Annotated in this window: 25 protein-coding genes; 1 reads left to right on the top strand and 24 read right to left on the bottom strand. The window is 39.0% G+C overall.

The window, feature by feature from the left end:
• Nucleotides 1-83: 83 nt before the first annotated feature.
• From trmD to RCG22_RS07845, 18 genes are all read right to left on the bottom strand, one after another.
• Entirely contained in the window at nucleotides 84-827 is a 744-nt protein-coding gene (gene trmD, locus RCG22_RS07760; protein WP_098261166.1) for a tRNA (guanosine(37)-N1)-methyltransferase TrmD, read from the bottom strand.
• Nucleotides 824-1,342, bottom strand: a complete 519-nt coding sequence (rimM, locus tag RCG22_RS07765; RefSeq protein ID WP_098261165.1) for a ribosome maturation factor RimM — start codon at nucleotides 1,340-1,342, stop codon at nucleotides 824-826. The genes trmD and rimM overlap by 4 nt, the downstream gene beginning before the upstream one ends.
• A 12-nt stretch (nucleotides 1,343-1,354) precedes the next feature.
• The gene (locus RCG22_RS07770) at nucleotides 1,355-1,741 is read right to left on the bottom strand and encodes a YlqD family protein (protein ID WP_308106434.1); all 387 of its coding nucleotides are present in this window, start codon (nucleotides 1,739-1,741) and stop codon (nucleotides 1,355-1,357) included.
• Nucleotides 1,742-1,820: 79 nt separating this feature from the next.
• Nucleotides 1,821-2,051 carry a KH domain-containing protein gene (locus tag RCG22_RS07775; protein WP_098261163.1) on the bottom strand — a complete coding sequence of 77 codons (231 nt, stop codon included), beginning with the start codon at nucleotides 2,049-2,051 and terminating at the stop codon, nucleotides 1,821-1,823.
• Between the two features lie 9 nt (nucleotides 2,052-2,060).
• Nucleotides 2,061-2,333, bottom strand: a complete 273-nt coding sequence (gene rpsP / locus RCG22_RS07780; RefSeq protein ID WP_066252689.1) for a 30S ribosomal protein S16 — start codon at nucleotides 2,331-2,333, stop codon at nucleotides 2,061-2,063.
• 291 nt (nucleotides 2,334-2,624) lie between these two features.
• Nucleotides 2,625-3,977 carry a signal recognition particle protein gene (ffh, locus tag RCG22_RS07785; RefSeq protein ID WP_098261162.1) on the bottom strand — a complete coding sequence of 451 codons (1,353 nt, stop codon included), beginning with the start codon at nucleotides 3,975-3,977 and terminating at the stop codon, nucleotides 2,625-2,627.
• A gap of 12 nt (nucleotides 3,978-3,989) precedes the next feature.
• On the bottom strand, nucleotides 3,990-4,322 hold the full coding sequence (locus RCG22_RS07790) for a putative DNA-binding protein (protein WP_098261161.1): 333 nt from the start codon (nucleotides 4,320-4,322) through the stop codon (nucleotides 3,990-3,992).
• A 95-nt stretch (nucleotides 4,323-4,417) separates the two neighbouring features.
• Entirely contained in the window at nucleotides 4,418-5,404 is a 987-nt protein-coding gene (gene ftsY / locus RCG22_RS07795; protein WP_098261160.1) for a signal recognition particle-docking protein FtsY, read from the bottom strand.
• 17 nt (nucleotides 5,405-5,421) lie between these two features.
• A complete protein-coding gene (gene smc, locus RCG22_RS07800) occupies nucleotides 5,422-8,988 on the bottom strand; it encodes a chromosome segregation protein SMC (RefSeq protein ID WP_308106435.1) in 3,567 nt (1,188 codons plus the stop codon).
• A gap of 55 nt (nucleotides 8,989-9,043) precedes the next feature.
• A complete protein-coding gene (gene rnc, locus RCG22_RS07805; RefSeq protein ID WP_308106436.1) occupies nucleotides 9,044-9,784 on the bottom strand; it encodes a ribonuclease III in 741 nt (246 codons plus the stop codon).
• Nucleotides 9,785-9,954: 170 nt separating this feature from the next.
• The gene (gene acpP, locus RCG22_RS07810) at nucleotides 9,955-10,188 is read right to left on the bottom strand and encodes an acyl carrier protein (RefSeq protein ID WP_098261157.1); all 234 of its coding nucleotides are present in this window, start codon (nucleotides 10,186-10,188) and stop codon (nucleotides 9,955-9,957) included.
• Between the two features lie 97 nt (nucleotides 10,189-10,285).
• The gene (gene fabG, locus RCG22_RS07815; protein WP_098261156.1) at nucleotides 10,286-11,029 is read right to left on the bottom strand and encodes a 3-oxoacyl-[acyl-carrier-protein] reductase; all 744 of its coding nucleotides are present in this window, start codon (nucleotides 11,027-11,029) and stop codon (nucleotides 10,286-10,288) included.
• Nucleotides 11,026-11,973, bottom strand: a complete 948-nt coding sequence (gene fabD / locus RCG22_RS07820) for an ACP S-malonyltransferase (RefSeq protein WP_308106437.1) — start codon at nucleotides 11,971-11,973, stop codon at nucleotides 11,026-11,028. The genes fabG and fabD overlap by 4 nt, the downstream gene beginning before the upstream one ends.
• 12 nt (nucleotides 11,974-11,985) lie before the next feature.
• Nucleotides 11,986-12,990 (bottom strand): phosphate acyltransferase PlsX, encoded by a 1,005-nt coding sequence (gene plsX, locus RCG22_RS07825; RefSeq protein ID WP_308106438.1) that lies wholly within the window; start codon nucleotides 12,988-12,990, stop codon nucleotides 11,986-11,988.
• A gap of 12 nt (nucleotides 12,991-13,002) precedes the next feature.
• Entirely contained in the window at nucleotides 13,003-13,569 is a 567-nt protein-coding gene (gene fapR, locus RCG22_RS07830) for a transcription factor FapR (RefSeq protein WP_308106439.1), read from the bottom strand.
• A 143-nt stretch (nucleotides 13,570-13,712) separates the two neighbouring features.
• Nucleotides 13,713-15,761, bottom strand: a complete 2,049-nt coding sequence (gene recG / locus RCG22_RS07835) for an ATP-dependent DNA helicase RecG (protein WP_308106440.1) — start codon at nucleotides 15,759-15,761, stop codon at nucleotides 13,713-13,715.
• A 116-nt stretch (nucleotides 15,762-15,877) separates the two neighbouring features.
• Complete coding sequence (locus tag RCG22_RS07840; RefSeq protein ID WP_308106441.1) at nucleotides 15,878-17,560, bottom strand: DAK2 domain-containing protein; 1,683 nt, start codon at nucleotides 17,558-17,560, stop codon at nucleotides 15,878-15,880.
• A 34-nt stretch (nucleotides 17,561-17,594) separates the two neighbouring features.
• Nucleotides 17,595-17,957 carry an Asp23/Gls24 family envelope stress response protein gene (locus RCG22_RS07845; RefSeq protein ID WP_098261150.1) on the bottom strand — a complete coding sequence of 121 codons (363 nt, stop codon included), beginning with the start codon at nucleotides 17,955-17,957 and terminating at the stop codon, nucleotides 17,595-17,597.
• A gap of 284 nt (nucleotides 17,958-18,241) precedes the next feature.
• Here RCG22_RS07845 and rpmB point away from each other — a divergent pair, with 284 nt between their 5' ends.
• Nucleotides 18,242-18,430 (top strand): 50S ribosomal protein L28, encoded by a 189-nt coding sequence (gene rpmB, locus RCG22_RS07850; protein WP_026566424.1) that lies wholly within the window; start codon nucleotides 18,242-18,244, stop codon nucleotides 18,428-18,430.
• 163 nt (nucleotides 18,431-18,593) lie between these two features.
• On the opposite strand, the gene spoVM is transcribed toward rpmB, so the two are convergent.
• The 6 genes from spoVM to RCG22_RS07880 form a co-directional block, all read right to left on the bottom strand.
• The gene (spoVM, locus tag RCG22_RS07855; RefSeq protein ID WP_035445740.1) at nucleotides 18,594-18,677 is read right to left on the bottom strand and encodes a stage V sporulation protein SpoVM; all 84 of its coding nucleotides are present in this window, start codon (nucleotides 18,675-18,677) and stop codon (nucleotides 18,594-18,596) included.
• Nucleotides 18,678-18,783: 106 nt separating this feature from the next.
• Nucleotides 18,784-19,431, bottom strand: coding sequence for a thiamine diphosphokinase (locus RCG22_RS07860; protein ID WP_098261149.1), 648 nt, complete (start codon nucleotides 19,429-19,431; stop codon nucleotides 18,784-18,786).
• A 54-nt stretch (nucleotides 19,432-19,485) separates the two neighbouring features.
• Entirely contained in the window at nucleotides 19,486-20,130 is a 645-nt protein-coding gene (gene rpe / locus RCG22_RS07865; protein WP_308106442.1) for a ribulose-phosphate 3-epimerase, read from the bottom strand.
• A gap of 2 nt (nucleotides 20,131-20,132) precedes the next feature.
• Complete coding sequence (rsgA, locus tag RCG22_RS07870) at nucleotides 20,133-21,014, bottom strand: ribosome small subunit-dependent GTPase A (protein WP_308106443.1); 882 nt, start codon at nucleotides 21,012-21,014, stop codon at nucleotides 20,133-20,135.
• A 93-nt stretch (nucleotides 21,015-21,107) separates the two neighbouring features.
• A complete protein-coding gene (pknB, locus tag RCG22_RS07875) occupies nucleotides 21,108-23,099 on the bottom strand; it encodes a Stk1 family PASTA domain-containing Ser/Thr kinase (RefSeq protein ID WP_308106444.1) in 1,992 nt (663 codons plus the stop codon).
• A complete protein-coding gene (locus RCG22_RS07880) occupies nucleotides 23,096-23,854 on the bottom strand; it encodes a Stp1/IreP family PP2C-type Ser/Thr phosphatase (RefSeq protein ID WP_166254000.1) in 759 nt (252 codons plus the stop codon). Before RCG22_RS07880 ends, pknB begins: the two co-directional genes overlap by 4 nt.
• Between the last annotated feature and the right edge of the window lies 1 nt (nucleotide 23,855).

Below are 23,855 nucleotides of genomic sequence, written 5' to 3' on the forward strand. Positions count from 1 at the left end.
ACATCGTTATAGGACCATAATCTGATTTGTATCAGTTCAAGTCACAAGTAGTATCATAACATAATTGCTAGGACCGCGCAATACTACTCGTATTCTTTTTTTACTTCTTTAAGCCATTTTTCCTGTTCCTTTGTTAATTCTATTTTCTCCAATAAATCCGGGCGTCTTAACAGTGTACGCCGTAATGCTTCCTTAGTGCGCCATTCTTCTATTAATTTATGATTACCTGATATTAGTACATCAGGAACCTTTAGACCACGGAAATCAGCTGGTCTTGTGTAGTGCGGATGTTCAAGTAGTCCCGTGCTGAAAGAGTCCTTCAAATGTGATTCCTGATTTCCGAGCACTTCCGGCAGTAGTCGGACAACGCTATCAACCACAACCATCGCACCAAGTTCACCGCCAGTCAAGACATAATCACCAATCGAGATTTCATCTGTTACTACATGTTCACGAATTCGTTCGTCATACCCTTCATAATGACCACAGATAAAAATCAAATGATCTTCTTGTGCTAACTCCTCTGCTTTCCGCTGCTCATATCGTTCACCTTGCGGACAAAGAAGAATCACACGTGGCTTCTTACTTATTGCTTTTTCCTTAAGATCTGATACTGCATCAAAGATAGGCTGTGGTTTTAGGACCATTCCTGCCCCGCCACCATAAGGATAATCATCAACAGTAGAATGTTTGTTATCTGCATACTCGCGGAAGTTAACAACGTTATAGCAGACCGCCGATTTCTCAGCAGCCTTTTGCAAAATTGATTGACCAAGTACCCCGGAAAACATCTCCGGAAATAATGTGAGAATATCAATCCTCATCATGAAAGTAACCCTTCCATAGGATCGATTAGGACGACTTTTTCTTTCACATCTACTTTCTTGACTACATCATGGATATAAGGAATTAGTAAATCTTTGCCGCCCTTACCTTTGACAACCCAAACATCATTGGCACCAGGAGAGAGGATTTCGGTTACTTTTCCAAGTTCTTCTCCGTCGATAGTAGTTACCAGACAACCAATCACTTCATGGTAATAAAATTCATCCTCTTTTAATGTCCCTAGCTGGGACTCAGGAACTTTTATAATTCCATCTCTAAACTTTTCTACTTCATTGATATTGTTATAACCTTCAAAGCTAAGTAATTCAAAATTCTTATGGGTTCTGTGGCTTTTGACAGTTAATTCAATTGGCGAACTGGAATTCGGCATAAATAAATATAATACATTTCCTGTTTTATAACGTTTCTCAGGGAAATCTGTCTTTGATATGACCCGAACTTCACCTTTAATACCCTGTGTATTTACAATTTTCCCGACATTAAACCATTTTTCCATTGTTTTACACCTCTAGCGTATATCTTCTATTATTCCATCTTTAATAATAATTGTAGGTTGCCCAATCTGCTCATTCCATATGTCACCTATCTTTATCTCTACAAGCGCTTGGACTTCCTTTTCCTTTAATTCACTACCTAATGGGAGTATATGTAATTGTTCGATTTGAAACTCAAGCAGCTTTTCTTTTTCCGACCGCTTATTGAATTCTTTTTCATAATGATTCTTCAATGCGCCTGGCGAAAAGTTCTTGGTTTTATCTATACGTTTCAATTCAAATTGAAGCTGATTTTTTTCTCTTTGCAGCTGGAGTTTTTGTACTTCAAAATGATTAAATAATTTTTTTTTGCTATTTTCCGTTAGAATTTGTTTTACCACAACGGTCTGAATAATTTGCACAGAAATACCTCCCATTTGCCTCACATCGTATGAAAAAAAGGGAGGAATAAATTCCTCCCTTTCCTCTAGATGCAATAAGCTATTCACTAATTTCTAGAAATATTTTCTTTTGTTGTGATGATCCTGCTGCATATACAACAGTTCTAATGGCCTTTGCAACACGCCCCTGTTTGCCTATCACTTTACCCATATCTGTTTTATTAACAGATAGCTGATAAGTGATACGGCTGTCGTCTTCCTTAACATCCACACGGACGTCTTCCGGAAAATCAACAAGAGGTTTAACAATCGTTTCGACTAATTGCTTCATAGTCGATTCTTACTTACTTAATTTTGCATTATGGAATTTTTCCATGATGCCTTGATTTGAGAAAAGGTTACGAACTGTATCAGATGGTTTTGCACCGTCTTGTAACCATTTAAGAGCTAATTCTTCGTTGATGTCAACTTTTGCCGGTTGTGTAACTGGATTATAAGTTCCAACAACCTCAATGTAACGTCCATCACGTGGTGAACGAGAATCTGCTACTACGATACGATAAAAAGGAGTTTTGTTAGCTCCCATACGCTTTAAACGAATTTTTACTGCCATTTTAAATAAGCACCTCCGAATAGTTTCACACAAGATAGTATAATATCAATTCTTTTATAGTTTGTAAAGTGTTTTTTCTTTACATACAGCATTACCAATAATTAACTAAATAAACAGATAAAAATTTGAACTTAGATGACTGTCTAGCTCCAGCGCCCAACGGCTAGTGGCCTTCGCTCTCCGCCCTACGATAAGTCAACATCGAATCGCAATCGCTCTCCGTGTTTCCTTTATCTCAGTTGGAGTGCTCTAGGCCATACGCCGCTAAACGGGCGCTTCCGCTTTTCGATTTTAAAACGGCTTAAAAGGGAATTTAAACCCGCCCTTTTTCTTGCCTTTTTGCTGCATACCAGTCATTTGTTTCATCATTTTTTTCATATCTTCAAACTGCTTTAACAAGCGGTTTACTTCTGTTACAGAACGACCGCTGCCTTTGGCAATACGATTTTTCCGTTTGGCGTTTAAGATTTCCGGGTTATTCTTTTCTGCCATTGTCATTGAACGGATGATTGCCTCAACATGAGCAATTTGCTTTTCATCGATTTGAAGATTATTTAACCCTTTAATTTTGTTTGCACCAGGCATCATCTTCAATAGTTCATCAAGCGGTCCTAAATTACGAACCTGGCCAAGCTGATCCAAAAAATCCTCAAGCGTAAAAGAAGCTGTCCGCATTTTTTGTTCTAATTCCTTAGCCTTTTCTTCGTCAACATTAGCCTGGGCCTTCTCGATCAACGTCAGCACGTCACCCATACCAAGGATTCTAGATGCCATTCGTTCAGGGTGAAAAGGTTCCAACGCGTCTAATTTCTCGCCTAAACCGACAAATTTAATCGGGGTTTGCGTTACAGCGCGAATCGAAAGTGCCGCACCACCCCTAGTATCGCCGTCTAGCTTGGTTAATACAACCCCAGTTAGGCCGAGCTGCTCATTAAAGCTTTGAGCCACATTGACCGCATCTTGACCCGTCATTGCGTCGACGACTAAGAAGATTTCATCAGGTTTTGTTAATTCTTTAATGTCCTTTAACTCACCCATTAATGCTTCATCCACATGGAGTCGTCCTGCAGTATCAATAAGGACATAGTCATGATGTTCTTCTTTTGCTTTGGCAATCGCCTGCTTGGCAATTTCAACAGGGCTTACTTGATCACCAAGTGAGAACACAGGCATGTCTAATTGTTTACCAAGTGTTTCAAGCTGTTTGATTGCAGCCGGTCGATAAATATCGGCAGCAACAAGCAATGGCTTACGGTTATACTTTTTGCGAAGCAAATTGGCAAGCTTTCCGGAGGTTGTCGTTTTACCGGCACCCTGTAAGCCAACCATCATAATAACGGTTGGGGGGCGATTAGACGCGGCGATTTTGCTTTGTTCCCCGCCCATCAATTCCGTTAATTCTTCATTAACGATTTTAATAATCTGCTGACCGGGTGTTAAGCTTTTCAGTACTTCCTGCCCAATGGCACGTTCACTGACCTTTTTCACAAAATCTTTAACAACCTTGAAGTTTACGTCTGCTTCTAGCAAAGCCAGGCGTACTTCACGCATCATTTCTTTTACATCCGCTTCTGAAACTTTCCCTTTTCCACGGATTTTTTGGATTGTATTTTGCAGTCGGTCGGCTAATCCTTCAAATGCCATTCATGCCGCCTCCTAATCTAAATTCTCCAGCTCAGCAACGGCTTCTAACATTGCCTGCTTTGAAGGGTGATCCTCATTGAGCATTTCTTTTACATTTCTTAAAAGTTTGCTGCGCTCTTGAAATTTCTGAAATAATAGCAGCTTTTCCTCGTACTCCTCGAGCATTGTCGCCGTCCGCTTAATATTATCATATACGGCTTGGCGGCTTACATCATACTCTTCAGCTATTTCACCTAAAGAGTAATCATCGAGATAATAGAGAGACATATAGCTTTGCTGCTTTGGGGTTAACAACGAATGATAAAAATCATAAAGATAGTTCATTCGTGTCGTCTTTTCAAGCATGCAATCCCCTCCAATGAGCATGTTAAGTGAAAAGCCTTTACAAAAGTAGTTTACAGGGTCAGACATTATCTGTCAAGATACTACCTTTACATCCATTACACTGTTTTTTCCACTTGATCTGCAAATAATCCATACACATATCTTTCCGCGTCAAATTCCTGAAGGTCATCCATTTTTTCGCCTAAACCTACAAATTTTACCGGGATTTTTAATTCATTACGGATGGCAAGAACAATTCCGCCCTTTGCCGTACCATCTAATTTTGAAAGAACAATTCCGCTGACATTTGTCACTTCTTTAAAGGTTTTTGCCTGGATAAGAGCGTTTTGACCTGTTGTTGCGTCAAGGACTAATATTACTTCATGTGGAGCCCCGGGTATTTCTTTTTCAATGACTCGCTTGACCTTTTCAAGTTCCTTCATTAAATTCACTTTGTTCTGTAAGCGGCCAGCGGTATCACAAAGCAATATATCTGCTTTTCGAGATTTTGCTGCTTGAATGGCATCGTACATAACTGCGGCAGGGTCAGAACCTTCTGCCTGCTTAATAACATCAACACCGACTCTCTCGCCCCAGACTTCCAGTTGTTCAATCGCTCCGGCACGGAAGGTATCACCTGCTGCTAAAAGTACTTTCTTTCCTTCATTCTTAAACTTGTAACTTAGCTTACCGATGGTTGTTGTTTTTCCAACCCCGTTGACTCCAACAAATAAAATGACGGTCAGGCCATTTTCTTGAATATTTAATTTTGAGGATTGTTCTTCCCCTGCATTATAGATATCTACCAACTTCTCGGAAATGACACTTTGGACTTCCTGAGGATCTTGTATGTTCCGGCGTTTGACTTCCATTTTCAACTCATCGATTAGTTTCATAACTGTATCAAAGCCGATATCGGCCTGAATCATGATTTCTTCTAATTCTTCGAAGAAATCTTCATCCACTTTGCGGTATCTTGCGACAAGGTCGTTTACTTTACCTGAGAAATTATCCCTTGTTTTCGTTAGACCTTCTTTAAACTTCTCGGTTACTGCATCCGTTGATTTGGTGATTTTTTCTTTTAATTTTTTAAAAAAACTCATATTATCACTTCCTAATATTAAGATTCAACAAGCTCTTTTGTGTCTTCTAAGCGGACGGACACTAGTTTTGAAACGCCTGATTCTTGCATGGTTACCCCGTAGAGGACATCTGCTTCCTCCATGGTCCCTTTGCGGTGGGTAATCACTATAAATTGCGTCTCCTTGCTATATCGTTTTAAATATTGGCTGAAGCGCTGGACATTTGCTTCATCCAAGGCCGCTTCGACCTCATCAAGGATACAGAAGGGAACTGGGCGTACTTTTAATATGGAAAAAAGAAGGGCAATCGCTGTTAATGCTCGTTCTCCACCTGATAATAAGCCCAAATTTTGCAGCTTTTTCCCCGGTGGCTGCGCAACAATTTCAACACCTGTATTTAATAAATCACCTGGTACGGTAAGCACCAAGTCGGCTCTTCCACCGCCGAAAAGTGTTCTAAATACCGGTTCAAAATGTTCACGAATCCCATTAAAGGTCTGTTCAAAGCGTTTTTTCATTTCTTCATCCATTTCATCAATTACCTTGAATAGAGTCTCTTTTGCTTCTTGGAGATCGTTTTTTTGTTCATTAAGGAACTCGTATCGTTCGGAGACACGCTCATACTCTTCAATGGCACCTATATTGACATTCCCAAGTTCTTCAATGGACAACTTGATTAGCTTGACCTTTTTCCGCGCTTCTTCAATGGATATCTTTAATGGATATTGTTCTTTTGCACCTTCAAACGATAATAGGTATTCCTCTCTTAAGCGGGCAAAACGGTTTTCGAGATCGACATCCAAGCGGTTGATTTTCACTTCCTCGTCTTTTAAAACGACAGTCATTCCGCGGTGAAGTCTTTTTAATTCCTTGACTTCCAATTCTAAGTCTTCTAAAGCCGATTTTAAGGATAGGCGTTCTTCTCGTCTAACCGTAATTAACTGTAACGCGGCTTCTTTATCCTGTTGTTTTCGAATAGCAGCAGTTTCTAACTGTACCTCTCCAGACGAACTATTTGTCATTTCCGAGGTTAACAAATTTAAGTCTTCTGTAAACAGTGAAAGCTTTTGTTCACTCTCTTCAAAATCTGCTTTTAGATTTGTATAACGTTCCTGTGTACTCATATACTGTTCATTTTTAGAAGCAAATGCTACTTTCAAATCACTTATTTCAATTGTCAGCGCTTCTTTCGAGGTTAAATCACTCGACTTACGTTCAGTAAGTTTCGCTATTTGAGCCTCCAGCTCAGCTATTAAAGTTTTATAGGACTCCATCGAAAGGGTTAATTCATTTTTTCTTTTTAATAAAGTTGTTTTCTCATCAGTAAATTGCCCTTTTTCTAAATCATAAATAGCTAAACGTTCGTTGATATTTTTTTCTTCTTGTTCTGCTTGACGAAGGTCACCCTTTAAAGAAAGTTCATTTAATCTCAATTCTTCGCCATCTTTGCGCAATTCTTCAAGTAGTTTTTCTGAGAGCTGAACGTCATCTTTTAGTGACTTGACCAGCTTTTCTAGTTGGGTTGTTTTTTCTTCCATCAAATTAAGCTTATCTTTTAATTCCTCAAGCTCAACTTTGCGCGTTAATAATGAAGAGTTTTTTTGTTTAATGGCACCACCGGTCATGGAACCGCCTGGATTGACGATATCACCATCTAACGTGACCAGCCTACAGCGATATTGTAGAATTTTAGCTAATTCATTGGCACCTTTTAAGTCACTCGTAATGACTACATTCCCCAACAGATTGCTCATGACCTCCAAATATTTTGGATCAAATTTAACAAGACTTACAGCGGTTCCAACAAACGATGTATGCTTTTGAATAGAAGCTAACTGAGCTGCTGATAAGGGTCTTCCCTTAATGACACTCAATGGCAAGAAAGTAGCCCGGCCAAATGAATTCTGTTTCAAATATTGAATGGCTGTCCGTCCATTTTGCTCATTATCTACAATGATATGCTGCAGAGCTCCGCCAAGGGCTGTTTCTAATGCCGTTTCATACGCTTTCGGGACCGTCACAAGCTCGGCAACCGCTCCTTCAATTCCCTTTAGGTTTTTCCCTCTAGCCTTAAGGATTTCTTTTACCCCTTGAAAAAAGCCTGAGTAATCCTCTTCCAGCTCTTCAAGCATTTCTTTTCTTGACTTTGCCTGTTGGAGAATTTGATAAGCCTGGTACAGTGTCTTTTCTTGTTTTTGATAATTATTCTTGGTTGTCTCCAGCTTTCGCTGCCGTTCTCGAAAGGAATCTACCTGCTCTGCTATCTTTTGTTGTATATCTTCTAAGGCTGTTTGGATATTCGCTTTTTTAACCTTAGCAATTTCCCGTTCCTCGATAAACTTGTCATTCTCAGAATCAAGACGTGAACTTTTTCTTTCCTGCTGTTCAAGCTGCTGTTCAATGTATTTCACTTCATTTTTTGCAGCAGCTTGGTTGTTTAGCCACTCGATATATTCACTTTTTAATTCTTCTATTTTGTCTTCAATATTTTCGGTAAATAACTGCAGCTTTGCTTGTTTTTCTTTTAATTGAGTTTGCAATTCGCTTACTTGCTTCCCAAGGTCCTCGGCAGATGCTGCAAGTATGTCCCGATTATTTTTTAGCTGGGTAATTTTATCTGTTAATTCTAAGATATTCGTTTGAAGCTGCTCTTTATTTTGGGAGGCATTTTTCTTCCGTTCTTTTAAGACTTCTTTTCGGCCTTCCAGTTTTTCTAACTCCTCTGTAGCATAGAGGAGTACATTCTGAAGGTCTGTTATAGACTCATCGAACGCGGTGATTTGATCTCTTTTTTCAACTATTTTTGCTTCCTTTACTTGCAGTTCAGAAGAAAGCCGAAGCTCTTCCTCCTGATGTTCGTTTAACTGTTTGGAAAGACTTTCCCATTTTTGATGAAGATCCTCAATTTCGTATACTGTTAAGGCCACTTCAAATTTTTCAAGTTCCTCTTTCTTCTCTAGAAAATCCTTTGCCATCGATGCCTGGATTTTTAATGGTTCAACTTGGCTTTCGAGCTCATGTAAAATGTCATTTACCCGGTTTAAATTGTCTTGAGTTTCAAACAGTTTTACCTCTGCTTTTTTCTTTCGCTGTTTATATTTTAGAACACCGGCAGCTTCATCAAAAATGGTTCTACGTTCTTCGGCTTTACTATTTAAGATTTCTTCCACTTTTCCTTGGCTAATAATTGAAAATGCTTCTCTTCCCAACCCGGAATCCATGAATAAATCAACAATATCTTTGAGGCGGCATTGCTGCTTATTAATTAAGAATTCACTATCACCAGAACGGGATACTCTTCTTGTGACACTTACTTCATTATAATCAAGTGACAGGCCTTGCTCCTGATTATCCAAAGTTAAAGTTACTTCAGCAAAATTTAGGGGTTTACGGGAATCGCTTCCTCCAAAAATAATATCCTCCATTTTACTGCCTCTAAGCGATTTAGCCGACTGTTCGCCCAATACCCAACGAATAGCATCGGTAATATTGCTTTTTCCACTGCCATTTGGACCTACTACAGCTGTTACTCCCGGTACAAAATCAACTCCAATACGATCAGCGAAGGATTTAAAGCCAATAATGTCCAACCGTTTTAAAAACATTTCTTAATCCTCCCTATGCTTGCAAGCTGGACTACTTGCAAACATTTTGTCATTTCTAAGTTGTTTTTTCCTTTAAAATATCGAGAGCCATCTGGGCGGCATGTTGTTCGGCTTCCTTCTTTGATTTCCCGGTTCCTACACCTAATTCCTTACCATTCAAGGAAACTTTCGAAACAAATTCTTTATTATGGGCAGGCCCTATTTCTTGAAGAACACGATATTCAATCGCGCCTGTCCCATCCCGTTGAATAAGTTCCTGCAACTGGCTTTTATAATCCATCACATGAGAAAAAGCACCAGCATTAATCTTTGGAAAAACAACCTTCTCGAGAAATTTAATGACTGTTTCAATTCCTTGGTCTAAATAAAGGGCTCCAATGAATGCTTCAAAAACATCCGCTAGAAGAGCGGGACGCTCCCGTCCACCTGTCATCTCTTCCCCTTTACCCAACAAAACTAATTTTCCAAAGTCAAGTTCATTGGCAAATGCAACAAGAGATGGCTCGCATACAATAGCAGCTCGAAGCTTCGTCAATTCTCCCTCTGTCATCGTAGGATATTTTTTGTAAAGGAATTGTGAAACAGTTAACTCAAGAACGGCATCTCCTAAAAACTCAAGCCTCTCATTATCTTCAAAAGGCTTTCTGCGATGCTCATTCACATAAGATGAATGAGTAAATGCTTGTTTTAATAGTTTTTCGTTTTCCAGCCTAATACCAATCGTATTTTGAAAATCTTTAAATAGATTTTCTTTTGCGCGGTTATTTAAATCTTTTTCCTTATTGTTCTTGCGCATAAAAACTTCTCCACCTTGCATCAAATAATTTACACACCACTCAAGTATAAGTTTAAAAAAAATATTTAGCAAAACGCAAAGAAACTTGGCATCACATCGGGAAGCCAAGTTCTATTTTACAGAATAAAGCTCCGTTTGAAAACGGAGCTTTTGTGAATAAAATCTAACGATTACTTTATGCTTTGTATGTAATTAACAGCGTCACCAACTGTGCTAATTTTTTCAGCGTCATCGTCAGAAATTTCCATATCGAACTCATCTTCTAATTCCATAACTAGTTCAACTACGTCAAGGGAATCAGCACCAAGATCATCTTTGAATGATGCTTCAAGTTTAACTTGAGATTCATCCACGCCTAAGCGGTCAACGATGATTTTTGTTACACGTTCTAATACCTCTGCCATGCCTGTTCACCTCCCCTCAAGCTATTATAGAGTATTTCAACAAAATAATACACTAAGATTTTATTAAAATTAATTTTGAACCTATATTACTGTCTAGCTACATTACCATGCCGCCATTTATATGCAATGTTTGTCCAGTCATATAGGCAGAATCGTCAGATGCAATGAATGCCGTGATTTTAGCGATATCTTTAGGCTCTCCTAATCTTGCTAACGGAATTTGTTTTAACATTTCTGTTTTTACTTCTTCAGTTAATTTATCAGTCATATCTGTTGTGATGAAGCCAGGTGCAATCGCATTTACGGTAATATTGCGCGATGCAAGTTCTTTAGCAGTTGTTTTTGTTAAACCAATAACTCCGGCCTTTGCAGCGACATAGTTTGCCTGTCCGGGATTCCCGCTTACACCGACAACCGATGCAATATTAATAATGCGCCCTACACGTTGCTTCATCATTTGTCTTGTTACCGCTTTTGTACACAGGAAGACACCTTTAAGGTTGATATTAATGACGTCGTCCCATTCTTCTTCTTTCATTCTCATCAATAAATTATCTTTTGTAATTCCAGCATTATTTACGAGAATATCAAGTTTTCCAAAATTGTCGATCGTCCCCTTAACCATTGCTGCAACTTCTTCAGTGTTTGATACATCGCATTTTACAGCAAATGCCTCTCTGCCCAAAGCTTTAATTTCATCAACAACCTCATTAGCCTTTGCTTCACTACCAGAAAAATTTACTGCAACATTTGCTCCTTGACGTGCAAGTTCAAGGGCAATTTCTCTGCCAATCCCTCTCGATGCACCTGTTACAAGAGCTGATTTCCCTTCAAGATTCATAGTCTTTCCTCCTTTAGCGCATCCATAACAGCTTGTGCACTTTCCTCATCGGATACTGAATAGGTTGTAACTGTTTTATCAATTTTTTTAATTAAGCCTGAGAGAACTTTCCCAGAACCAATTTCTATGAATGTATCGACACCCAAATCAATCATCTTCCGAACAGAATCTTCCCATAAGACAGGGGAATAAAGTTGTTCAATTAACTTATCCTTGATCTCTGATGCAGAACTGATTGGTTCTGCAGTGACATTGGCCACGATTGGGATGCTGGCATCTTTCATCTCAATTTCATCTAATACTTCTCGCAATTGTACCGCGGCTGGCTTCATTAATGCGGAATGGAATGGACCGCTCACGTCTAATGGAAGCACTCTTTTTGCCCCTGCTTCTTTTGCTTTCACTGCTGCAAGCTCTACCCCTTTTTTAGAGCCTGAGATAACAATCTGACCTGGACAGTTTAAATTTGCTAATGATACTGGATTACCATCATCACTAATTTCTGTTGTCACCGTTGAAAGGGGTGCACGATCAAGACCTAATACCGCTGCCATCGACCCTTCCCCATTTGGAACGGCACTTTCCATAAACTCGCCCCGTTTTCTAACCGCAAAGACTCCTTCTTCGAAAGTAAAAGTGCCCGCAGCAACAAGGGCCGTATATTCACCTAAGCTATGGCCAGCAACATAATCAGCTTTAATCCCAGATTTTTGGAAGTATTCCAATATAGCAATACTGGTTGTTAAAAGGGCTGGCTGTGTATTATAAGTAATTGTTAATTCTTCTTTTGGACCCTCAAAGATTAATTTACTTAGTTGCGTATTAAGCGTTTCATCCGCTCTATTAAAATAATCCATTACATCCGGATGGTTGTCTGCTAACTCTTTACCCATACCGACTGCTTGTGACCCTTGCCCAGGAAACACAAATGCTATTTTGTTCATTACCTTACTCCTTTACCTTTCAACTTTTGTGGTACCCGCTTCTTCTGTTGAAACTTTTATTAATCCAACAACATCATTGCTTACCATTTCCCTTGTTTGCCGGATTGCGCTAAAAATAGCTTGCCCATTCGAAGAGCCATGAGCCTTAATAACCGGTGCATTTAAACCAAACAGTGCAGCACCGCCATATTCGGAATAATCCATTGTATTCTTTAAGGTTTTTAGATTTGGTTTTAAAACAGCGGCCGCTAATTTACTTGTAAAACTGCTCATTAACGCCGTTTTTAACATTTTAAACATAGATAGTGCCGTTCCTTCAATTGTTTTTAGGACCATGTTTCCCGTAAATCCATCGGTAACAACCACATCAGCAACACCATCTAGCAAATCTCTTGCCTCAACATTCCCTACAAAGTTAAGATCGGCATTTTTTAACATTTCAAAGGCAAGCTTGGTCAGTTCATTCCCTTTCTTTTCCTCGGTCCCAATGTTTAACAGACCTACTCTTGGCTTCGTAATGCCTCTTACTTTTTCACTATAAATAGATCCCATCAATCCGTATTGGAGCAGATGCTCCGGCTTGGCATCTGCATTTGCCCCAACATCTAGTAACAGAAAGCCTTCACCGCCAATGGTTGGAAGTGTTGGCGCTAAGGCTGGACGGTGAATCCCATTTATTCTGCCAACCACAAATAGACCCGCGGCTACTAAGGCACCTGTATTTCCCGCAGAGATACAAGCATCCGCCAATCCATCTGCTACTTGCTGTGCGGCCAACACCATAGAAGCATCTTTTTTACGGCGCACCGCTTTTACAGGTTCGTCCGTACCAAGGATAACTTCGGTGGTATGGATAACTGAAATCCGTTCATGATTTGTTAGTGTTTCTTTAATTTTATTTTCATCCCCAACAAGGGTAATATGTAAATCTGAAAATGCTTGTACAGCTTTAAGTGCCCCTAAAACGATTTCTTTTGGAGCATTGTCGCCGCCCATTGCATCAATTGCTAGTTTCATTTTTCTCATCCTTTACCGATTTTTCGAACGGTACATTTCAAATTCTCCGGTAAAAACAAGTTCATTATTCACAAAACTTGTGACTTCGACACCTGTTCTGCCTAAGTTCCCATCAATTTTTATTACTTTTGCTTTGGCAATCACACGCTCGTTCAATTTCACCAAACGATTGAATTGAATATTCGCTTTTGCTGTTAATGCTAATTCATCGTTAATAACGGCTACAGCGAGGGAATTAGCCTGGGCGAATACATGATGGCCACGAGCGATGTTATTTCGTTTAAAGACATGTTCTTTTTTTACATCAAAAATCGAAATGGCATTCTGATCCAGTTCTATATGAATAATTTCACCGATGACTTCTTCTAGCGGTAAGGAGCGGACTTCATCTTCAAACCGTTTTTCTGCAACGGTCTTAATTCGTTCCCGAAGTTCAGGAATGGATAATTCTAAACGGTCTAGACGAATTGTTTGTACGCTCACTTCAAATTTTTCTGCTAAATCCTCATCAGTTATAAATGGATTTTCATTAATTGTAGTAGTCAATAATTGTTGCCGTTCTTTTTTACTTTTTCTCATAATTTTTTCACACCGTCCGAGATCTTATGACTAGGTACTAATAGTAGTATAAAATTAGAAAAAGCAGATTGCAAGAATTTGTTTTCTATTCATAGCATCTACTTTTTCTATTTAGAAATTCTTAAAAAGGTAAATGAACTGATTTAATCTAGCTTTTCCCCTTCTAAAACCCCTGATTCCCCAAGCGCTTCTCTTAAGAATAGATACTCAGGGGCTGTCCAAAAAGTTTTTGACTGGATAAGAATCATTGCATCATTTCTGGCTGTTTCTAGCGCACGATAGTCATGGACCATATCTGCAACCTTAAATTCAGGAACACCGCTTTGCTTTCTGCCAAAAAAGTCACCTGGTCCTCTAAGTTCTAAATCCTTCTCACTTAGAACAAATCCATCATTTGTTTCCGTCATGATCCGCATTCTTTCTTGACCCACTTCTGATTTAGGGCTTGCAAGTAAAATGCAGTAGGATTGATCGCTGCCCCGTCCAACACGTCCACGCAGCTGGTGGAGCTGCGAAAGGCCGAATCTTTCTGCATCATAAATAACCATCATCGTCGCATTCGGAACATTTACTCCTACCTCAACTACTGTGGTTGAGACAAGCACCTGTACTTCGTTGGCACTAAACGCCTTCATTACTGAATCTTTTTCTTCCGAGCTTAAGCGACCGTGCATAAGCCCCGCCTTATAGCGATTTTGAAAGAAGTGACTTAGAGTAGTGAACACATCAATCGCGTTTTGGACATCGAGCTTTTCTGATTCTTCGATCAGCGGACAAATAACATAGGCCTGATGCCCTTTTTGTAATTCCTTTTCTACAAAAGCTAGGACGCGTTCGAGCATTTCCGGTTTTGCCCAGTAAGTTTCAATTGATTTTCGCCCTGCAGGCATCTCATCAATTATGGAAACATCCATTTCACCAAATACCGTGATGGCAAGGGTTCGTGGAATCGGTGTCGCAGTCATAAAAAGAACGTCAGGATTCTCACCTTTTTCCCTCAGCACTCTTCGCTGTTCCACCCCAAAGCGATGCTGTTCATCGGTGATTACAAAGCCCAATTTTTTGAAGGTGACCTCATCCTGTATAAGTGCGTGTGTACCAATCAAAATATCAACGTTACCATTCGCTAGTTCTTGAAGAATTTCTTTTCTGCGTTTGCCCTTAATAGAACTTGTCAAAAGTTCGCACCTAATATCGAATGGATCTAGCATGCTTTTTAAGCTTTGTGCATGCTGCTCTGCCAGAATTTCTGTTGGTACCATTAAAGCTCCCTGAAACCCCGCAGTCACACTGGCATATAAACCAATCGCAGCAACAACCGTTTTCCCTGAACCCACATCCCCTTGTAACAATCGATTCATCCGGAGTGGTGATTTTAATTCCGCTAATACTTCATTGACTACCTTAGTTTGAGCATTTGTTAACGGAAAAGGAAGACTTTTAATAAAACCTTCTACCTGTAACTCATTATAATTTTGGCAAATACCCGGGGAATGTTCACGTTCAAACTTCCTTAATGCCTGCATTTTTAGTTGAAACAAAAGAAATTCTTCATAAACAATGCGCCTTCGTGCTTGTTTGACATCTTCTTGGCTACTTGGAAAGTGCATTGTTTTAATCGCTCTCTGTTTATCAAGCAGGCGATATTTCTTTAAGAAAACAACTGGAAGTGTTTCTTCTATGAATTGTCCATATTGTTGGAATGCATTGTTGATAAATTTGCGAATACCCTTTGTTGTTAATTTCCCTCGTAAGGAGTATACCGGCTCAAAATCCTTTGTCTTTGTGTTTGTGCCTTGTTGCATTTCAGTTGCTGTGATTGTTTGCCGATGGGCATCCCATTTTCCAGTGATCGTTATCGTTTCATTGATAATAATTTTATTTTTTAAATAGGGCTGGTTAAAAAAGACTACTTTAATTAAATGAGAGCCAACGAAAAGCCGGATCATTAGTTTGGATTTCTTCCTTCCAAAATAGCTAAGAGAAGGTTCACTATGAACCTTCCCTTCTACTGTTACTTTCTCATCATGCTGCACCTCTGTTATATCACGAAGGCGGTAATCTTCATAACGATAAGGAAAATACTCCAATAAATCTTTTATCGTAAAGATTTTCATTTCTGAAAAAATCTCAGCAGTTTCTTCACCAATTCCCCTAATAACGGTTATTGATTGATTAAGATGTGGATTCACTTTTACAAGACTCCCCCCTTAGCGCTGTTATATCTATTGATATTGTTCTAATTTACTCTTTCTAACTTCTTTTTCACAAAAAAAGAAGGGATCTCCCCTTCTATTTTAGCGGTTCATTATTCAATTGAAAAGATAAATGAATACAACGGCTGGCCGCCATTATGGATTTCAACCTCAACATCTCGATAATTCTCTTCAACAAATTGGGTTAACTGGCTTACTTCTTCTTCGCTTACGTCTTCCCCATAAATAATCGTCAAAATTTCGGAATCATCATCGAGCATTTGGGAAAGTAACTCTTCAGCTACTTTTCCTTTGTTCTTGTTCTTAACAACAATTTTCCCTTCAGCAATACCCATGAAATCATCTTTCTCAATGTCTAATCCATCAATTTGGGTATCTCGTACAGCAAAAGTAATTTGGCCCGTTTTAACATGTTCTAAGGCATCATTCATTGATACTTTATTGGCTTGAAGCTCAGCTGACGGATTAAATGCTAAAAGAGCTGAAAGTCCTTGCGGGACAGTTTTGGATGGTATGACATAAATATCTTCTTCTGAAACATCGGCCGCCTGCTGGGCTGCCATGATAATGTTTTTATTATTAGGTAATATAAATACCTTCTTAGCGTTAACTTCTTTAACAGCCTTGACGATATCCTCTGTACTCGGATTCATCGTTTGCCCGCCTTCTATGACGGCATGTGCCCCAATACTTCTAAATAGATCTGCAATGCCTGATCCCATCGATACCGCAACAATTCCGTATTCTTGCAGCTCTTTAGGTGACCCCTGCTTTTCAGTAACGGGCGCAACATGTGTTTCGCCAACAATATTGGTATGCTGTTGACGCATGTTTTCAATCTTCATATTAATTAAATTTCCGTACCTTTGCCCGTAGCTTAGTACATCGCCCGGTTGCTCGGAATGGATATGGACTTTCACAACTTCTTCATCGGCAATGACTAATAAAGAATCTCCTAATTTGCTGAGGTCATTGCGGAAAACGACTTCACTGAAAGGATGCTTGGCTGTCTTTTCCTGTTCAAAACGAACCATAAATTCAGTACAGTATCCAAATTCAATATCTGCCGTGTTTATATGTCCTTGGACACTCTTGTGATGTTCCGTATTTACCAATTCATCCATAGAAAGTGATGCAGAAGGTGTATCGGGCAGCATTTCGCCTTTTAGGACTGCTAGAAATCCTTCATAAACAAATACAAGCCCTTGTCCGCCGCTGTCAACCACACCGACTTCTTTTAAGACTGGAAGCAGGTCAGGAGTGCGTTTTAGTGATGCCTTTGCTTCTTTTAATACTTCTTCCATAATGACAATAATATCGTTTGAATTCTGGGCAGCTTGAACGCCCTTCTTAGCTGAATCCTTAGCGACGGTTAAAATGGTTCCTTCAACAGGCTTCATGACTGCTTTATAAGCAGTCTCTACCCCTGACTCGAGGGCATGTGCAAAATCATTCCCTGAAATTTGCGCTTTCATTTCTACTGCCTTCGAAAAACCGCGGAATAATTGGGAAAGGATGACACCTGAATTTCCGCGTGCTCCCATTAGTAAGCCTTTAGATAGAGCTATTCCAACTTTACCAATATGTTCTTGAACATTATTTTTTACTTCTTTCGCCCCTGAGGTCATTGATAAATTCATGTTCGTTCCAGTATCACCATCGGGCACGGGAAAAACGTTTAGAGCATCCACCATTTTTGCATTTGCAGCCAAATGATTTGCTCCTTGAATCACCATCTCGGCAAAACGTTTTCCATCTAAAGCTGTTATTGACACAAACTTTCCTCCTCACTTGAGGTTCGGAGCGAACTTAAGTGTTCGTCACTCGAACTCCCTGAACGTAAATATTTACCGATTCAACGGCAAGTCCAACAGTCTTATCGAGGGTGTATTTAACCTTTGATTGCACGTTGTGGGCAATTTCGGAAATTTTTGTTCCATAGCTAACAATAATGTACATATCAATATGTAATTCCTCATTTTCTTGGCGGACAATCACGCCCCGAGTAAAATTTTCTCTTCGTAATATTTCCGTAATTCCGTCTTTGATTTGATTCTTTGAGGCCATACCGACGATGCCGTAGCATTCGATTGCTGCTCCTCCGGCGATGGTTGCGATTACTTCATTTGAAATATCAATTTGTCCGAACTTTGTTTTTAATTCAATGGACATGAATCGTTCCCCCTCCTGAAAAAATTGCTCCTTGACTACAGTCATTTTACTATAGTCAATGCAATATTGAAAGTTATTCCTGCCTGTTTACTATAAGAGCATTTTATTAATAGTCATGTCAAGGTATTTTTCTTGAAAGCTAACTATTGCAATCAAATACGTTGTATGATAAATTATTAAGGTATCTCAAGACTAGAAAATTTGTTCAGCCAATTTTCTTTTTTCTGATGAGGATCTTAAAGATAGCTGTATAAAGCTTTTGGTAGTTAAGGAGGGAAATCATTATGCCACGTCAATGTGTTGTAACTGGAAAGAAAACAACAACTGGTAACGCACGTTCTCACGCTATGAACGCAAACAAGCGTACATGGGGTGCTAACCTACAAAAAGTACGTATTCTTGTTGATGGAAAGCCTAAACGTGTTTGGGTTTCTGCAAGAGCGTTGAAATCAGGTAAAGTAGAACGCGTTTAATATGGAATGGGCATCCGAATCGGATGTCTTTTCTTTTTGTCCAAAAAATAAAATTTAACATAACAGCACTACTCTTTATTATTCCCAAATAACCGAAATAAAAAGCACCCAAATTTATCGGGTGCCATTCGTTAAGAAAAGGTTATCAACACTAATACCTATGCTATTCGTTCTTTTTAAACGCCCCAATCATCGCACGGACAAGTCCGCCTAAAAATTTCGGCAATTTAATTGTATAGAATTTCATACTGTCCCTCCTCATAAATCTCCCCAGCTTATTTCAACTCAACTTTTTTCGAACGCCCTACCATTTTATTCAAACGAACGAAATCAGTACCTAATTGTATTGCCTATTAATCATGACTTCTTATCACTATTAATATGCCTTCAGAAAATGAAAAAGTACCATAATCACTATTAAGTTCATTACTAATACATAGTGTGGACCCGATTGAAATATGACGATTTTCCAAAGGAAATTTAAAGCCCTCAAGGGTGAGATTCTGTACATTAAGTGTTAAAGGAACGAAGGAAATATATTTTTTTGTATTTATTTTTTCAATCGTATAACGACCAGGTCCTTTAATAAAAATGAGATTATATTTATCAATTAAGCAGATATTCGCTGATTTTTTAGTTCTAAGCGGATTTACTAATAAGTGGACATTGGCAAATAAATGATCGAGCCGGCCCCCGGTTGCACCAAATAACCGGATCATACTTGGATTTTGATCAAGTGCCCAATTGAGGGCTAACTCCATATCTGTTTCATCTTTTTCAGGCTTATACTTCTTCAATTCGGTTACGCGTTCTTCAATAAACATCAATTCTTCTGCTGATACAGAATCAAAATCCCCAAAAGCAATCTTTGGAGTAATATTTCTTTTTAACAAATAATAGACACCCCGGTCAACTCCAACCCAAATCGAGTCTTTCTCTAAGTACTCGCTTAAATCAGGCAAAAGGCTTTCAGGGCCGCCGGCTAGAATATTTATAATCATAAAAAATCTCCTTTTCCATATGCAAAAAGCCAGCACGAAAGCTGGCTTTTTGCATTAACCTCTTATCAGCGAAATTGCCTCCGCATAATCTTCTTGATTATATATAGCTGAACCCGCGACTAACACAGTAGCTCCTGCTTCCACACACAGTTTTGCCGTTTCTGAATTGACACCGCCATCAATTTCAATCTCAATGTCTAAGCCTTTTTGCTCAGCCATTTCTTTAACTTTCTTTATTTTCGGAAGGATCTCTGGAATGAATTTCTGCCCGCCGAAACCTGGATTGACAGACATTAATAATACCATATCAATATCTCCAATGATGTGTTGAATACTCTCAACGGGAGTAGCAGGATTTAAAACCACTCCCGCTTTGATACCAAAGGACTTTATATTTTGAATTGTGCGGTGAAGATGACGACATGCTTCCACATGAACTGTAATATAATCGGCTCCAGCTTTAGCGAATGCCCCAATATATTGATCCGGATTTTCAATCATTAGGTGGACATCAAGTGGCAGCTTCGTGATTGGTCGAATGGCCTCAACAATGAGTGGACCAATCGTAATATTCGGTACAAAGTGACCATCCATGACATCAACATGAATATAGTCTGCTCCACCTTTTTCAACAGCAATAATTTCTTCACCCAATTTCGAAAAATCGGCAGAGAGAATCGAAGGTGCTATTTTTACCATACTTAATACCTCGGCTTTCTATCTTTTATCTCCTGGAGGAAATTCAAATAATGTTCATATCGATACGCTGGGATTTGACCAGCTTCAACTTCCTTTTTGACACCACATTTTGGTTCAGTTCCGTGCAGACAGGCTCTGAATTTACAATTCTCACTAGCTCTTTGTATTTCAGGGAAACAAGAAGTCAAATCTTCCACTTCAATATTCGTAAATTCCAATGAGCTAAATCCTGGTGTATCTGCGATTAGACCATCTCCAATCTGAATTAACTCCACATGTCTTGTTGTATGCTTTCCTCTGCCTAGATGCGAGGAAATATCATTTGTTTTTAATTCAAGATCCGGTCTTAAGACATTCAGCAAGGAAGATTTCCCCACTCCTGATTGGCCGGCAAAAACGGATATTTTATTATTAACGTGCGGACTTAAAAGTTCGACGCCTGCTTCTGTTTCGGAAGAAGTTAAGATTACTTGATAACCTGCAGTAGTATATTGCTCTGCATATATCTTTATCTTCTTTTGTTGCTCATCGTTGGTCAGATCCATTTTGGTAATACATATAAGCGGTTCAATCCGATTAAACTCAACCAGAACAAGGAAACGATCTAAAAGAACTGTACTAAAATCTGGCTCAACAGCCGAGAACACAAGAATTGCTTGATCGACATTCGCGATTGGCGGACGAATCAATTCGTTCTTGCGTGTCTTAACTTCCATAATATACCCTTCCAAGTCATTTTCAGCTTGAAAAACAACCTCGTCACCGACAAGAGGGGTAATTTTATTTTTTCTAAATACCCCTCTCCCACGGCATTGAATCATTTTATTGTCATCAAGTACATAATAAAAACCGCTTAATGCTTTAACAATTTTCCCTTCAGGCATAGTCACACTCCTTGTCTTTCAATAAGAAAACGTCAACTTATCATTCATATTTTGCGGGAAAGCTGATTTTTATAAAAAGCAAAGAAATATTGTTTATTCTGATTCCGGGTAGTTAATTACGTCCTCTGCTATTACTTTCTTGTCGCGAATAATCTTGTAACCGGCTTTACCACCAAAAGGAATCGTAAGTTCAATTTGTTTTTTTGTTGTTTCAGTAATAAAAAAGGTTTCAGCAGGTTCTGTCATACTGTGATTCATATCTTCGATGTAGATAAGAACTTCTTGTTTTTCCACTGGTTCACCAGGCACTGGCACAGGGACAGTTGGTTCGTAATCAATTGTTATGTCTTTAATTACCGTTTTAGGCGGTTTTTCTTCTTTTCCTTTTGAAATAATAACTGAAACCTTATCGCCTTTTTTCAGTTCTGTTCCAGACGATGGTGTTTGTGAAATCACCATGCCAGCAGGTATTTTCTCATCATATTTTTCTTCTGAGACGTTTAATGACAACCCTACTAATGAGGCATAATCCTCGGCCCCTTTTAAATTGTACTCGGTTAGGTCCCTTAGGACAATTATTTCAGGTCCTTTACTGACTTCAAATTCTAATTCAGTATCTTCTGGAATAATTTTTTCGCCACCTGAAGGGTTTTGGCTAATAATAGTCCCTGGTTCACTATCATCGTATTTCTCAGTTTTTAATATATCTTTAAAATTCCCATCTTCTAATAAATGGAAAATATCATCATAAAGCCTGCCTACATAATTAGATAGTACAATTTTTTCTTTTCCGGTACTAATATATAAATTAACTTTTGCGTTCTCCTTGACTGTATTGCCAAATTCGGGGTCGGTCTTGACAACCTTTCCTTCAGCCACCAAATCATCAGAAATTTCAACCTGTTTGTCAACCACTAATCCGCTGAGTTGAAGCTCAGAAATCGCATCATCTGCATCCATCCCACTTACATCAGGAATTTTGACGTCCTTAGCAGACAATAAACCAGGTAAAAATGTAACAGCTAATATTCCAAGAATGGAAAGAATAAGGAAAGTTGATATTAACACGATCGGCCATTTTTTTCGCTTTTTCTTACTACTTTGCTCCTTTTTTTGTGCATCCTTTTTAACAGGAGATATTTTTTCATTACTATGCACTAATGTTTCATCCAGGTTTTTATGTGGACGGTCATCAGTTATAATTGGAATGGCTTTGGTTGCCTCATCATCAATTGGAATAATAAACTTTGGTTCATTCATTCTTTCAGGATTTAGTGCCGTCCTTAAATCCTCCTCCATCTCATCAACACTGTTATAACGATGGAATGGGTCCTTTGCCGTTGCTTTAAGGACAATATTTTCTACACTTTGCGGGATATTTGAATTCCACCTTCTAACAGAGGGTGTTTCGGACTGGAGATGCTTTAATGCAATCGATACTGCCGATTCCCCCGAGAAGGGAAGCCTGCCCGTTAATATTTCGAACATGACAATTCCAAGTGAATAAATATCCGATTTTCGATTAGCCATTCCGCCACGAGCCTGTTCCGGCGATAAATAGTGGACAGAACCTAAAACAGAATTGGTTTGGGTAATGCTTGTTGCGCTTAATGCCATGGCTATTCCAAAATCAGTGATTTTCACATTGCCATTCCGGTCAATTAGTATGTTATGCGGCTTGATATCACGGTGAATAATATGATTTTGATGGGCATGGGAAATTGCAGACGTTATTTGCATCATTATATCTAATGCTTTTTCGACACGGAGTGACGAATGTTGATTTATGTATTGCTTTAATGTTTGCCCATTCACGTATTCCATGACAATATAGTATAAGGAATCCTCTTCACCCACATCAAAAATACTAACGATATTTGGATGGGTTAGACTTGTTGCTGATTGTGCTTCTCTATGAAAGCGTCGAATAAACTCCTCATCATTGACAAAATCGAGGCGGAGCATTTTTACGGCTACTTCTCTGTCTAAAATCATATCATGTGCTAAATAGACATTGGCCATTCCGCCTCCGCCAATCATTTCAAGAATTTTATAGCGGCCGCTTATTCTTTTTCCAATAATCACTGCTCATCACCCAATTCAATATCATTAGCATACTCTAATATGATTAGGGTAATATTGTCTTCTCCGCCATTCTCATTTGCGATGTCAATCAGTGTGGAAGCTTTTTGTTCAAGCGAATCTTCATTTTGAAGTATATTAACTATTTCTTTTTCATTAACTTTATTTGACAACCCATCAGAACACAACAGGAGAAAATCTCCTTCTTCGAACATAATTGTTTTAATATCAATTTTTACATCTTGTTCCGTTCCTAACGCTCTTAGTATCCAATTTTTCCTTGGATGATGTTCGGCATCTTCTTTGCTGATTTGTCCGGTTCGAACTAATTCATTAACCAGTGTATGATCCTCAGTTAACTGCTTGAAGCCTGAATCATTTAAGATAAACACACGACTATCCCCTACATGTGCAATCGTTGTAAAGTTATCTGCAGCAATCACAGCTTCAATAGTAGTCCCCATACCTTCACATTCCACGTGACTTCTTGAATGGTCAAACAATAATTGATTAACCTGAAGAACATGGGTTTTCAGCCATGCTTCTGCTTGATCAGCTGTTTGAATTCCTTCGGATTGCTCCCACATTTCTTGAAGATGCGATACTGTCATTTTACTTGCAACATCACCGGCAAGGTGTCCGCCCATACCATCTGCTACGATGGCAAGGCGGTGTCCGTCCCGATTAACAAAAGTACCACCACTATCCTCATTGTTCTGCCGAACTCTACCCTGGTCCGTTTTAAATACAGCCTTCACT

The sequence above is a fragment of the Neobacillus nitrireducens genome, assembly GCF_030915405.1.
In the GTDB taxonomy this organism is placed as follows: Bacteria; Bacillota; Bacilli; order Bacillales; family Cytobacillaceae; genus Neobacillus.